Here is a 12,686-nt window from a genome sequence, read left to right as displayed (position 1 = left end):
TCGAAGGTCTACCCCAGCGCGGTCGCCCCGGGCCGTGACCGCGTCCGCGCGAAGACCTATCCCAGCGCGGCCGCCACGGCCCGGCCCGCGGTGCGGCCCGAGAACAGGCAGCCGCCCAGGAACGTGCCCTCCAGGGCACGGTAGCCGTGCACGCCGCCGCCGCCGAACCCGGCGACCTCGCCCGCGGCGTACACGCCCGGCAGCGGGGTGCCGTCGGCGCGCAGCACCCGGGCGTCCAGGTCGGTGTGCAGCCCGCCCAGCGTCTTGCGGGTGAGGATGTGCAGGCGCACGGCGATCAGCGGACCCGCCGCGGGGTCCAGGATCTGGTGCGGCGAGGCCACCCGCGCGAGCCGGTCGCCACGGTACTTGCGGGCCGCGTGGATGCTCATGACCTGGACGTCCTTGGAGAACGGGTTGACCAGTTCGCGGTCGCGGGCGACCACCTCGCGGGTGACGGTGTCGGCGTCGAGCACGCCGTCGCCCGCCACGGCCCGCATCTTCTCGATGAGCGCGGGCAGCCGGTCGGCGACCACGAAGTCCGCCCCGTGCTCCTTGAAGGCCTCCACGGGCCCGGGCGCGCCCGGCAGCACCCGCTTGAGCACCAGTTTGAGGTCCTTGCCGGTCAGGTCCGGGTTCTGTTCCGAGCCCGAGAGCCCGAACTCCTTCTCGATGATCCTCTGCGAGAGCACGAACCAGGTGTAGTCGTGCCCGGTGCCCATGATGTGCTCCAGGGTGCCCAGGGTGTCGAACCCGGGCAGGTAGGGCGCGGGCAGCCGCCGGCCGGTGGCGTCCAGCCACAGCGACGAGGGGCCGGGCAGGATGCGGATGCCGTGCCGCGCCCAGATGGGGTTCCAGTTCTGGATGCCCTCGGTGTAGTGCCACATCCGGTCGGGGTTGATGATCTGGCCGCCGGCGTTCTCCGTGATGCCCAGCATCCGGCCGTCGACGTGCTCGGGAACGCCGGAGAGCATGTGCTCCGGGGGAGTGCCGAGCCGCGCGGGCCAGTTCTGGCGCACCAGGTCGTGGTTGGCGCCGATGCCGCCGGAGGTGACCACGACGGCCTGCGCGCCCATCTCGAACTCCCCGACGGAGTCCCGGTTGCTGGCCTGCCCGCGCTCGGTGTCACTGGGCGCCAGCACGGTGCCCCGCACTCCGGTGACCGTCCCGTTCTCGACCACGAGGTCGTCGACCCGGTGCCGGAAGCGCAGCTGGACCAGCCCCCGCTCGACCGCGGCGCGCACCCGCCGCTCGAAGGGCGCCACGACGCCCGGACCGGTGCCCCAGGTGATGTGGAAGCGGGGCACGGAGTTGCCGTGCCCGCCGGCCAGGTAGCCGCCGCGCTCGGCCCACATGACGATGGGGAACCACCGCATGCCCATCGCGTGCAGCCAGGCGCGCTTCTCCCCGGCGGCGAAGTCGACGTAGGCCTCGGCCCACCTGCGCGGCCAGGCGTCCTCGGGCCGGTCGAAGGCGGCGGTGCCCATCCAGTCCTGCAGGGCCAGCTCCGCCGAGTCCCTGACGCCCATCCGCCGCTGCTCGGGGGTGTCCACGAACATCAGGCCGCCGAACGACCAGTGCGCCTGGCCGCCCAGGGAGTGCTCGGGCTCCTGGTCCAGCAACAGGACCCGCTTGCCCGCCTCGGCCAGCTCCGCCGTGGCGGCCAGCCCGGCCAGTCCGGCTCCGACGACGATCGCGTCGGCCTGCTCGATGCTCATGGACCCGTCCCTTCGTCGTGCCGCGCGGGCACAGTGTGCGCGATGATGACGACTCTGGCCCCGCGACCCCCTCCGGGCAAGGCCGGTGTGTGTTCCGCGCCATATCCTTTGTCACCGTGTGACAACAGCCAGGGCCGATGGCACCATGGTCCGGCCGTGGCCCGCCCACGGCGCCCCGGATCCCGAGCGGGCGTTCCCCCGCCGGCCGGGCGCCCCCCACATCCCCGTCACGAAGGAATCCCCCGTGTACTTTCATCCCCCGACCTTCGAGGCCGGTCCGGTGGCCACCGCGATCGGCCTGGGCGTGATCGCCTACGTCCTCGTCCTGCCGCTCGTCCTGCGGCGCCTGAAGTCGTCGTCCACACGGCCGGGGACCCCGGCGTCACGCGTCTACCGGTTCACGTGCTGGGCGTTCCTGGGGGAGGTGCTGGCGACGATGTCCTTCGTCGGTACCGCCACCGCCGTGAGCGCGGCGGACCTCGGCCTGGCCGCGCCGACCGTGTACTGGTTCGGGGACAACCTGCCCGCGACGGTGGTCTCCCTGCTCGCCTTCTGGGGGTGGCCGTTTCTGCTGGTGGGTGTCGCCGTCTACCTGTGGCTCGGCACGCGCCGATGGGCCAAGGTCGAGCGGGGCGAGGTCGAGCCGCCGAGGCTGCCGCCCGGCACGGCCGCGCTCCTGCCTCGGAACGCGGGCGAGCGGACCTGGATGGTGACGTCGTCGATCCTCGGGGCACTGGGCACGGTGGCGACCGTCCACGCTGTCCTCGTGCCCCTGCTCCTGGTCCGGTTCGGTCTGCACCCGGGAGACGTGGTCCTGGTCATCGCCCTGCTGTCCGCCTGGGCGGTGTCCCACGGGGGGTGGCGCGGCGGGCTCACCATGGCCGTGGTCACGGTCCTGGCCACCGGCGGATACCTGTTCGTGTTCGCGGGGTCCCTGCAGCTCCCGCTGATCGTCTGGGGGATGTTCACCGCCCTCACCACCATGTCGGCCGTGAACCTGGGCCGGGTACGGCCGCCGTCGGTCGAGGAGGCACAGGCGACCGACGGCCGGCACGCGGACGCGTGAGCCCTCAGACGCCGAAACGGACCAGCGACCGGCCGCCCTGGCCTTTGCGCATGCGCTCGAAGGCCTCGGGCACCCCCTCCAGCGGGATCTCGTCGGTGATCATCGCGGACAGCTTCAGCTCGCCCGAGCGCACCTGCTCGGCCAGCACGGGGATGTCGCGGGCCGGGTCGCTGGACCCGAACACGCATCCGCGCAGCGTGCGCGCCTGGTGGAACAGCTCCAGGGCGTTGAAGCTCACCTCGTCGTCGACCCGGCCCAGGCCCACGACCGTGACGGTGCCCCCGCGCCGGGTGGCCTTCCACGCCGCGCGCACCACCTTGGCCGACCCCACGACCTCGAAGACGTGGTCGGCGCCCCGGCCCTCGGTCAGTCCCCGCACCTGCTTGGTCAGCGACGCGTCGGCCACCAGGAAGTCGGTGGCGCCCAGTGAGCGCGCCAGCTCCTCCTTGGTGGGGGAGACGTCCACGGCGATGAGCGGGTCGGCTCCGGCCAGACGGGCCGCCTGGAGCAGCGACAGGCCCACCCCGCCCAGGCCCATGACCACGGCGGACTGGCCCGGGCGCACCTGCGCGGAGTTGTTGACCGCGCCCCACCCGGTGATCACCGCGCAGCCCAGCACGGCGGCGACCGACGGGTCGATGCCGTCGGGCAGCGGGACGACGGCGTGCGCGGGCACGACCGTGGCCTCGGCGAAGGCGCCGGTGCCCAGCCCCGGGTAGACGGGGGTGCCGTCGGTGAGCTCCGCGTAGGGCGTCAGCATGCCGTCCAGGGCGTGCTCGCACAGGTGGGGCTCGTCCTGGCGGCAGAACCAGCACTCGCGGCACGGCGGCGCCCAGTTGAGGATCACCTGCTGGCCCGGCATCACATTGGTCACGCCCTCGCCGACGGCCTCGACGGTCCCGGTGCCCTCGTGTCCGAGGACGGCGGGCATCTTCTGCGCCAGGGTGCCGTTGGACAGGGACAGGTCGGAGTGGCAGACACCGGCCGCGGCGATGCGGACCCGTACCTGTCCGGGGCCGGGGTCGGGCAGGACCACGTCGCGGATCTCCGGGGGCGCGTCGATCTCGTGGAAGACGGCGGCCTTGACGGTCGTACTCATAGGGGCGCTCCAATCGCGGACTGCCGTGACCCTAGCAATACCGACCGGTTGGTACAGAGCGCGGGTGGGGCGAGCCGAATCCTGGCACGGATCGTCCCGGACGGCGGGATCGGCCTCGGCGTTTCCACGAAACCGCCGAACTCATGGCGATGACTTTGGAGAAATCGCCATCGTGGGTGCCCGGTCCCGCGGGTATCTTCGTCGCGTCCGTGCGGACGGTGTGACGCCGTCCACACCTGTTCACCGCCGGGGCTCGGCCCACGGCGCGCGTCTGGGAGGTTCCATGGTTCGATCCGGGGATGCGGTACGGACCCGGCGGCACTACCTCATGTGCCCGCCCACCTACTTCGCCGTCGAGTACGCGATCAATCCCTGGATGGACCCGGCGGCCGGGGTGGACCGCGCGCGGGCGATCCGGCAGTGGGAGGGCCTGCGCGACCTGTACCGCTCGCTGGGGCACCGCGTCAGCGAGATCACGCCGATCGACGGCCTGCCCGACATGGTCTTCGCCGCCAACGGCGCCCTGGTCGTCGACGGCCGCGTCTACGGAGCCCGCTTCGCCAGTGCCGAGCGCACCCCCGAGGGGCCCGCCTACCTGGACTGGTTCCGCCAGGCCGGGTTCACCGAGACCCGCGAGCCCAAGCACGTCAACGAGGGCGAGGGCGACTTCATCACCCTGGACGAGGTCGTGCTGGCGGCCACGGGCTTTCGGACCGAGGCCGCCGCCCACCAGGAGGCCGAGCGCTTCCTCGGCCGCCCTGTCATCACCCTGCAACTGGTCGACCCGCGCTTCTACCACCTGGACACCGCCCTGTTCGCGCTCTCCGGCGCCCGGGTCGCCTACTACCCGGGCGCCTTCTCCGAGGGCAGCAGGCGCGTCCTGGCGTCGCTGTTCCCCGACGCCCTGTTGGCCACCGAGGAGGACGCGGCCGTCCTGGGCCTCAACGCGGTCTGCGACGGGAGCGACGTCGTCATCGCGGCCGAGGCCGTGGCCCTGGCCGGGCGGCTGCGCGACCTGGGCTACCGCGTGCACCCGGTCGAGCTGGACGAGCTGCGCAAGGCGGGCGGCGGCGCCAAGTGCTGCACCCTGGAGATCCGCGACGCACGCGACTGACAAATCGGGGAGGGGTGAAAACGCACCCATGTGCGCATCCCGGCCACTAAACGTCCGCCGATGTGGGAAATACCACTCTGGGTCAGGCTGGACTTACTGATAGCTACTGGTCACGCGCGTGGGATCGCTCTCGGTCCGCGGCGCCGCGCGAGCACACGGGACGATGGCCCCTGGTCAAAAACGCCCCGGCCCCTAGGGTTTGGAGGTGTGAAGACCAAACAGCGCCGACTACCGCGTCGGGTCCGGGAACAGCAGATGATCGACGCCGCCGTCACCGCTTTCTCCAAGGGCGACTACCACACGGTACGCGTGGAGGAGATCGCGGAGGCGGCCGGTACGTCCAAGCCCACCGTCTACCACTACCTCGGCTCCAAGGAAGGTCTGTTCACCGCCTGTGTGCGCCGCGAGGCCGAACGGCTCATCCAGGCCATCCGCAGGGCCGTCCACGAGCCCCCGGCCGACGCCGGGGACGACCCCCTGCGCCGCGGGATCCAGGCCTTCTTCACCTACGTGACCGAGAACCGCGAGAGCTGGACGGTCCTGTACCGCCGCGCCGCCGTCCAGGGCGAGCCCTTCGCGGCCGAGGCCACCCGGGTGCGCGAGCGCGTGATGGCCGAGATCGTCGACCTCGTCACCACCTGCGCCCGCGGCGGCCCCCGCCCCTCCGCCCCACACGACCGCCGCTGCCCCGACGCCAAGGACGCCCAGCTGATGGCGCGGATCGCGGTCAGCACCGCCGACGCCTTCGCCGACTGGCTCGTGGAGCACCCGGAGGAGTCGCCCGACGCCATGGCCGGGCACGTCACCGAACTCGCCCGGTCCCATCTGGGCCAGGACCGGGCCGGCGCCGCACTGTGACCAGCACGCGGGTCCCCGCCGTCCCCGTGTCGCAGGGCACGGGGACGACCCGCCGCACAGCCGCCTTCCGGCGGTCGCTCCCCCACGGAGCGCGAACGTGGTCGAGGCGCCGGTCCTAGCGCGCGTCGAGCCGTTCGTAGCAGTCGTAGTTGCGCTGGGAGACGATCAGCCCGTCCTGGAACCGCAGGAAGGCCGCGACGTGGGCGCGCAGGACCTGGCCCGCGGTGAGCCCGCCGACCGGCGCGGCCACGGTCCCCGACCAGGCCACCTCCAGGGCCACCTGGTCGCCCTCGGCTACGGCGTTGAACACCTCGAACTCCTGGTGTCGGAGGATCGAGGCGCCCTGGCCCGCCGCGCTGACGACCTCGGACCTGTCGCGGACCGTCCCGTCGGGGAACAGCACGTTGGGCAACTGGGTGTGGACCGCCTCCGGGTGGAGGAAGGCGGAGAGCTCCTCGGCTCGGGCGAAGCGCGACACGGCCTGGTGGTAGCGGACGGCCGTGCGGACGTGGGGATGGTCTGTGGATACCGTCATATAAACAACCTTAGTTGCACAACCATGGTTGTCAATGGAGACTGGTGCCATGCCTGCACCACTCGACCCCGATGACCTCGACACCGGCACGCTCGCCCTCTTCGTCGGCTCGGCCGCGGCGTCCGCTGTCCAGGACCACCTCACCGCCTGCGGATTCGACGGCCTCCGGATGTCCCACGGTTACCTCTTCCAGCACCTCATCGACGGCTCGCCCACCATCCGGGACCTGGCCGCCGCGCTCGACATGACCCAGCAGGGCGCCTCGAAGGCCGTGGCCGAACTCGAACGGCTCGGCTACGCCGAACGCCGCCCCGACCCCCAGGACGCGCGCATCCGCCGGGTCGCGCTCACTCCACGGGGCCACGAGGCCGTCGACGCCGCCCGCCGGGCCCGCGCTGAGATGGAGGAGCGACTGCGCGAGCGGCTGGGTGCCCACGGCCTGGACACCGCCCGCTCGCTGCTGGGAGACCTGCTCGACGAGTTCGGCGGCAGCGAGGCGGTGCGGCGGCGCCGGGTTCGGCCGCCGCGTTGAGACGCGGTCCGGCACGCGGGCGCGTAAGCCGCGCCCCCGCACCCGCGTGCGGCCGGACCCGGAAGCCCCGGGGCCGTTCACGGCACCCGGCTCACCCCAGCGAGCTCATGACGTGCTTGACCCGGGTGTAGTCCTCCAGGCTGTAGGCGGACAGGTCCTTGCCGTAGCCCGAGTGCTTGAACCCGCCGTGCGGCATCTCCGAGGTCAGCTCACCGTGGGAGTTCACCCAGACCGCGCCGAAGTCCAGCTCCGCGCTCACGCGCATCGCGCGCGCGTGGTCGGCGGTCCACACCGAGGACGCCAGGCCCTGGTCGACCCCGTTGGCCAGGTCGACGGCCTCGGCCTCGTCGGAGAACCGCTGCACCGTCACGACCGGGCCGAAGACCTCCTCGCGCACGATCTCGTCGTCGGCGCGCAGGCCCGACACCACCGTGGGCGCCAGGAAGAAGCCGTTTCCGCCCACGCGGTGGCCCCCCGTCTCCACGGCCGCGTGCGCGGGCAGCCGCTCCAGCAGCCCCGTCACGCGCGCGAACTGGTCGGCGTTGTTGAGCGGGCCGAAGTCGCCGTTCTCCCCGCTCGGCAGTCCCGTGGTCTGCTGCGCGGCCAGGCGCGCCAGCTCCGCGACGAACGCGTCGTGCACGCCCTCCTGCACCAGCACCCGCGTGGCGGCGGTGCAGTCCTGGCCGGCGTTGAGGAAGCCGCCGGCCACCACGCCCGCGGCGGTCGCGGCCACGTCGGCGTCGTCGAAGACCAGCACCGGCGCGTTGCCGCCCAGCTCCAGGTGCAGCCGCTTGAGGTCCGCCGAGGCCGCCTGCGCCACCTGCACGCCCGCCCGGGTGGAGCCGGTGATCGACACCAGGCGCGCGGCCGGGTGCTCCACCACCAGGCGGCCGGTGTCGCGGTCGCCCACCACCGTGGACAGCACTCCGGCCGGGAGCACGTCCGCAGCGATCTCGGCGAGCATGACCGTCGTGGTCGGCGTGGTCTCGGCGGGCTTGAGCACCACCGTGTTGCCGGCGGCCAGGGCCGGACCGATCTTCCACACCGCCATCATCAGCGGGTAGTTCCACGGCGTCACGCCCACGCACACGCCCACCGGCTCGCGGCGGATCCAGGAGGTGTGTCCGCCCATGTACTCCGCGGCGGCGCGCCCCTCCAGGTGGCGGGCGGCCCCGGCGAAGAAGCGCAGGGTGTCCACGCAGAAGGGGATCTCCTCCTCCAGCATGGAGGCGCGCGGCTTGCCGGTCTCACGGCACTCGGCGTCGGCGAACTCCTCGGCCCGCGCGGCCAGGGCGTCGGCCAGGGCCAGCAGCACCTCCTGGCGGCGGGCCGGGGAGGCCTCCCGGCGCCAGGTCCGGAAGGCGCGGGCGGCGGCGGTCATGGCGGCCTCCACCTCGGGGGCTCCGCAGATCCCCGCCCGACCGGCCACCTCGCCGGTGACCGGGTCCACCAGGTCCAGGACCCGGTCCCCCTCGGGCAGGACGGGGGCGCCGTCGATGAAGCTCGGCAGGGTGTCGAACGCGTGCGTACGCATGGTCTCTCGTCTCGTCGGTCGGTGTGGGACGTGCGGGTCAGCGCGCCGCGGGGACGCGTTCGGGTTCGTCGCCGCTCTCGGTGCAGGGGACCCAGCGCGGACCCTGCGGACCGAAGACCTCCCGGGGCTCCGGGAAGACGGTGACGGCGACGGGGTAGGCGACCGCGGCGGTCAGCAGCGCCGCGGGCAGGCTCAGGTCGATGCCGCCGGCCAGGCCGCCCAGCGGGCCGACGAGCATCGGGGTGTTGGCGAACAGCAGGCCGGCCGCGGCGGCCAGCGCCCACGCGGCCGTGCCGCGCCAGTTCACGCCGCGGGTGAACCAGTAGGCGCCGCCCCGGCGGCCCTCGTTGAACACCTGCAGGTCCTCGACCAGGTAGTGGCCGCGCCGGAACACGTATCCCAGCATCATCACGACCATCCACGGCGAGGTGAGCAGCACGATGAGGATGGCGAAGGCGTTGATGGTCTCGACGATGTCGAACAGGAACGTGCCCACGAAGATCAGCACCAGCGCGAGCGACCCCACCACCACGGTGCCCTGCACGCGGTTCAGCCGCGGCACCAGGGAGGAGAAGTCCAGCCCTGTCCCGTACAGCGCGGTCGTGCCCGTGGACAGGCCGCCGATGAGCGCCACCAGCAGCAGGGGCAGGGCGTACCAGAGCGGCGAGGCCACGGCCAGGCCCGCGACGTAGTCGCCCGGGTCGGCCACCAGCGTGGCGGTGGTCAGCCCGAAGCCGAACGGGAGCAGGGTGGCGACCTGGGCCAGGAACGGGGCGGCCAGCATCGACCGGGTGGACCACGTGGCCGGGATGTAGCGGGACCAGTCGCCCAGGAACCCGCCGAAGGAGACCGGGTTGGACATGATGGTGAGCACCGCGAGCACCCACGTCGGCCAGAAGCCGCCCAGCAGGAACTCCCCGGTTCCGGCGAAGGAGGGGTCGAAGGAACCGCCGTAGGCCACCGCGCCCAGCAGCATCAGCGCGCTGCCGGCCACGACGGCGACCTTGTTGATCAGCAGCATGAACTGGTAGCCGTACACGCACACGGCGAACACCGCCAGCGCGATCACGCCGTAGGCCGCCGCGCGCAGCCCCTGGCCGCCCTCGAAGCCGAAGCGCGTCGCCGCGCCCGCGATCGCGTCACCGCTCACCCACACCGAGATGGAGAAGAAGGTGACGGCGGTCAGCAGCGACAGCAGGGAGCCCAGGGAGCGCCCCACCACGCCGAAGTGCGCTCCGGAGGAGACCGCGTTGTTGGTACGCGTGCGCGGGCCGAACAGCGCCATCGGGGACAGGATGAGGGCGCCCAGGACCACGCCCACCAGCGTGGCAGCCGCGGCGGCGGCGAAGCTCAGACCGTAGGCGATCGGCAGGGTGCCCAGGATGATCGTGGCGAAGGTGTTGGCGCCGCCGAAGGTGAGCCGGAACAGGTCGAAGGGGCGCGAGGTCTGCGCCCGCACCGGGATCGGCGCGACACCGAAGGTCTCCACCTCGGTCACGCGCTGCGGCGCGGCCGCGGCGGTGCTCGGCGTCTGGTCGTGCGTGGACACGGGGTCCTCCTGAAGGGCGTGCCCCTGGACAGGGGATGGGGACGGGTGTGGTCGGGCGAGGTCGGTGCCGGTCGGCGGCGCTGACGGCCGGGTCTAGGTGTGGGTGGGGGCGAACAGCCCCAGCACCATGGGCAGGACGACCACGTGCGGGCCGGGCGCGGCCAGCGCGGCGGCCAGGTCCTCGCGCAGCCGCCCGGGTGAGGTGAGGGTGGAGGGGACCCCGAACGCGGCGGCCAGTGCGGGGAAGTCCGGGCGTGCCAGCTCGGTGTGCGCGGCCTCACCGAACGCGTCCCGCATGTACTCGCGCAGGATGCCGTAGCCGCCGTCGTCCACGACCAGCCACGTCACGTCCAGGTCGTGCTGGCGGGCGGTGGCCAGCTCCGCGATCGAGTACATGGCGCCGCCGTCCCCGGACACGGCCAGGACCCGCCCCGCGCCGGCCGCCGCCGCGCCCAGGGCCGCGGGCAGCCCGTAGCCGAGCCCGCCCGCGCCCTGCGCGGAGAACATCCGGCCCCGACGCGGCTCCCACGCCGACCACGCCCAGTAGGCGAGCACCGTCATGTCCCAGAAGCTGGGCGCGTCGTCGGGCAGCGCCGCGCGCACGGCCGCCAGCACCTCGCGTTCGGCGGACAGGTCCTGGGCGTCCAGGCGGGCGGCGACCGCCGCCCTGACCCGCGCCACCTCCGCGGCCACGGCCGGGTCGGCCGGCCGGGGCGTGACCCGCCCGGCCAGCGCGGCCAGGGTCAGTGCGGCGTCGCCGTGCACGCCCAGCGCCGGGACGTTGGCCTCCAGCTTGCCCAGGTCCGCCTCGACCTGCACCACCCGGCCCTTCGGGACGAGCGTGTGGTAGTTGCTGGACAGCTCGCCCAACCCCGAACCGACCACCAGGAGCACGTCGGCGCCCGCGAGGTAGTCCGTGGTGTGCCGGTCCTCCAGCCACGACCGGAGCGAGAGCGGGTGCTCCCACGGGAAGGCGTCCTTGGCGCCGAACGTGGTCGCCACCGGCGCCTGCAGGGCCTCGGCCAGCTCCAGCAGCGCCCCGTGGCCGCCCGCGCGACTCACCCCGCCGCCGGCCAGCACGACCGGGCGCCGGGCGCCGTCCAGCAGCCGGGCGGCCTCGGCCACCAGCTCGGCGCGCGGCTCCAGGAGTGCGGGGGAGCCGTCCACGTCCGCCACGGGCGGCACGTCGGTCGGCTCCAGCAGCACGTCCTGCGGGATCTCCACCAGCACCGGACCGGCCGGGGCAGCGGCGGCGGTCCGCCAGGCCCCGGCCAGCGCGGAGGGGATCTGCGAGGGGTGCCGCACCGTGAACACGGACTTGGTGACGCCCGCGAAGTTCGCCGACTGCTCGGGCAGCTCGTGCAGGAAGCCCCGGCGGGCGCCGCCCAGGCCCGCGCGCGGCACCTGGCCGCTGATCACCAGCACCGGGGCACTGGAGGCACGCGACTCCTGCAGGGAGGCCAGTGTCAGGAGCGCACCGGGCCCGGTGGAGACCAGCAGCGGGGTCACGCGCCCGGTCCGGCGGGCGTGGCCGTCGGCGGCGAACGCGGCGTTGTTCTCCACCCGGGCCGAGACGAACTCCAGGTCCGAGCGCCGCAGGGCGTCGAACAGCCCCAGCGCGTGCTGTCCCGGGATGCCGAACGCCACCCGGGCGCCCAGCGCCGTCAGCGTCTCGGTGATCAGGTCACCACCGGTGCGCGGTGCGTCCACGGGGTCAGTCCTTCAGACCGTGGTTGAGGGCCAGCACGCTCACGAGGTCGTAGGCCACGTGCGAGGCGGCGGTGGCGGTGATCTGCGCGTGGTCGTAGGCCGGGGCGACCTCCACCACGTCCGCGCCCACGAGGTTGCAGGTGGAGAGCCCGCGCAGGATCTCCAGGAGCTCGCGGCTGGTCAGGCCGCCCGCCTCCGGGGTGCCGGTGCCCGGGGCGTGGGCGGGGTCCAGGACGTCGATGTCCACGGACACGTACAGCGGGCGGCGGCCCACGCGCTGGCGCAGCGCGTCGGAGATCTCGTCCACGCCCTTGCGCAGGACGTCGGCGGCGGTGACGATGCCGAAGCCGAAGCGCCGGTCGTCCTCCAGGTCGCGCTTGCCGTAGAGGGGGCCGCGGGTGCCCACGTGCGCGATGGCCTCGGTGTCGAGGATGCCCTCCTCGACGGCGCGGCGGAACGGGGTGCCGTGCGTGTAGGGCTCACCGAAGTAGGTGTCCCAGGTGTCCAGGTGGGCGTCGAAGTGGACCATGGCGATGGGGCCGTGCTGACGGTACAGCGAACGCAGCAGGGGCAGCGCGATCGTGTGGTCCCCGCCCAGGGTGACCAGCTTGGTCCCGGCCCGCACGAACTCCGAGGCCGCCTGGTCGACGGTCTCGACCGCGTCGCCGATGGAGAACGGGTTGACCGCGATGTCGCCGCCGTCGACCACCTGCGCGGAGGCGAACGGGGACACGTCCAGGCCCGGGTGGTAGGGACGCAGCAGGCGGCTGGCCTCACGGATGGCCGAGGGGCCGAACCGGGCCCCGGGCCGATAGGACACACCGGTGTCGAAGGGCACGCCGACCACGGCGATGTCGGCCTTGTCGACCTGGTCGATGCGCGGCAGCCGCGCGTAGGTCGCCGGGCCGGCGAAGCGCGGGACGAGGCTGGAGTCGGTGGGTCCGATCGGAGTGTTCATCGTGGGCTTCCTGTCG

11 protein-coding genes are annotated in these 12,686 nt (G+C 73.3%); 4 read left to right on the top strand and 7 right to left on the bottom strand.

Features of this window, described 5'->3' with window-relative positions; genetic code table 11:
- Positions 1–56: 56 nt before the first annotated feature.
- A complete protein-coding gene (locus tag HNR10_RS00560) occupies positions 57–1,715 on the bottom strand; it encodes an FAD-binding dehydrogenase (RefSeq protein WP_179819948.1) in 1,659 nt (552 codons plus the stop codon).
- A 244-nt stretch (positions 1,716–1,959) separates the two neighbouring features.
- Between HNR10_RS00560 and HNR10_RS00555 the strand changes: the two genes are divergently transcribed.
- Entirely contained in the window at positions 1,960–2,781 is an 822-nt protein-coding gene (locus HNR10_RS00555; RefSeq protein ID WP_179819947.1) for a hypothetical protein, read from the top strand.
- Positions 2,782–2,785: 4 nt separating this feature from the next.
- On the opposite strand, the gene HNR10_RS00550 is transcribed toward HNR10_RS00555, so the two are convergent.
- On the bottom strand, positions 2,786–3,880 hold the full coding sequence (locus HNR10_RS00550) for a Zn-dependent alcohol dehydrogenase (RefSeq protein WP_179819945.1): 1,095 nt from the start codon (positions 3,878–3,880) through the stop codon (positions 2,786–2,788).
- 283 nt (positions 3,881–4,163) lie between these two features.
- On the opposite strand from HNR10_RS00550, the gene ddaH reads away from it, so the two are divergent.
- Together ddaH and HNR10_RS00540 are read left to right on the top strand one after the other, a co-directional pair.
- Positions 4,164–4,994 carry a dimethylargininase gene (ddaH, locus tag HNR10_RS00545; RefSeq protein WP_246405986.1) on the top strand — a complete coding sequence of 277 codons (831 nt, stop codon included), beginning with the start codon at positions 4,164–4,166 and terminating at the stop codon, positions 4,992–4,994.
- Between the two features lie 207 nt (positions 4,995–5,201).
- Complete coding sequence (locus tag HNR10_RS00540) at positions 5,202–5,852, top strand: TetR/AcrR family transcriptional regulator (protein WP_312889019.1); 651 nt, start codon at positions 5,202–5,204, stop codon at positions 5,850–5,852.
- A gap of 115 nt (positions 5,853–5,967) precedes the next feature.
- Here HNR10_RS00540 and HNR10_RS00535 read toward each other — a convergent pair whose 3' ends face one another.
- Positions 5,968–6,387 carry a nuclear transport factor 2 family protein gene (locus HNR10_RS00535; protein ID WP_179819943.1) on the bottom strand — a complete coding sequence of 140 codons (420 nt, stop codon included), beginning with the start codon at positions 6,385–6,387 and terminating at the stop codon, positions 5,968–5,970.
- Positions 6,388–6,436: 49 nt separating this feature from the next.
- Between HNR10_RS00535 and HNR10_RS00530 the strand changes: the two genes are divergently transcribed.
- On the top strand, positions 6,437–6,919 hold the full coding sequence (locus tag HNR10_RS00530; protein ID WP_179819941.1) for a MarR family winged helix-turn-helix transcriptional regulator: 483 nt from the start codon (positions 6,437–6,439) through the stop codon (positions 6,917–6,919).
- A 91-nt stretch (positions 6,920–7,010) separates the two neighbouring features.
- Here HNR10_RS00530 and HNR10_RS00525 read toward each other — a convergent pair whose 3' ends face one another.
- From HNR10_RS00525 to speB, 4 genes are all read right to left on the bottom strand, one after another.
- Entirely contained in the window at positions 7,011–8,453 is a 1,443-nt protein-coding gene (locus tag HNR10_RS00525; protein WP_179819939.1) for an aminobutyraldehyde dehydrogenase, read from the bottom strand.
- A gap of 37 nt (positions 8,454–8,490) precedes the next feature.
- The gene (locus tag HNR10_RS00520) at positions 8,491–10,002 is read right to left on the bottom strand and encodes a purine-cytosine permease family protein (RefSeq protein WP_312889018.1); all 1,512 of its coding nucleotides are present in this window, start codon (positions 10,000–10,002) and stop codon (positions 8,491–8,493) included.
- A gap of 93 nt (positions 10,003–10,095) precedes the next feature.
- Positions 10,096–11,712 (bottom strand): thiamine pyrophosphate-binding protein, encoded by a 1,617-nt coding sequence (locus HNR10_RS00515; RefSeq protein ID WP_179819937.1) that lies wholly within the window; start codon positions 11,710–11,712, stop codon positions 10,096–10,098.
- Between the two features lie 4 nt (positions 11,713–11,716).
- Positions 11,717–12,670 (bottom strand): agmatinase, encoded by a 954-nt coding sequence (gene speB, locus HNR10_RS00510; protein ID WP_179819935.1) that lies wholly within the window; start codon positions 12,668–12,670, stop codon positions 11,717–11,719.
- Positions 12,671–12,686: the final 16 nt, after the last annotated feature.

Source organism: Nocardiopsis aegyptia (genome assembly GCF_013410755.1).
GTDB lineage: Bacteria > Actinomycetota > Actinomycetes > Streptosporangiales > Streptosporangiaceae > Nocardiopsis > Nocardiopsis aegyptia.
This window is presented reverse-complemented; position numbering and strand designations above follow the sequence as displayed.

Bases quoted from the DNA above. Each gene is read 5' to 3' on its own strand.
- speB (WP_179819935.1), bottom strand. From the start codon at position 12,670: ATGAACACTCCGATCGGACCCACCGACTCCAGCCTCGTCCCGCGCTTC.
- HNR10_RS00525 (WP_179819939.1), bottom strand. From the start codon at position 8,453: ATGCGTACGCACGCGTTCGACACCCTGCCGAGCTTCATCGACGGCGCC.
- ddaH (WP_246405986.1), top strand. From the start codon at position 4,164: ATGGTTCGATCCGGGGATGCGGTACGGACCCGGCGGCACTACCTCATG.
- HNR10_RS00560 (WP_179819948.1), bottom strand. From the start codon at position 1,715: ATGAGCATCGAGCAGGCCGACGCGATCGTCGTCGGAGCCGGACTGGCC.
- HNR10_RS00550 (WP_179819945.1), bottom strand. From the start codon at position 3,880: ATGAGTACGACCGTCAAGGCCGCCGTCTTCCACGAGATCGACGCGCCC.
- HNR10_RS00530 (WP_179819941.1), top strand. From the start codon at position 6,437: ATGCCTGCACCACTCGACCCCGATGACCTCGACACCGGCACGCTCGCC.
- HNR10_RS00535 (WP_179819943.1), bottom strand. From the start codon at position 6,387: ATGACGGTATCCACAGACCATCCCCACGTCCGCACGGCCGTCCGCTAC.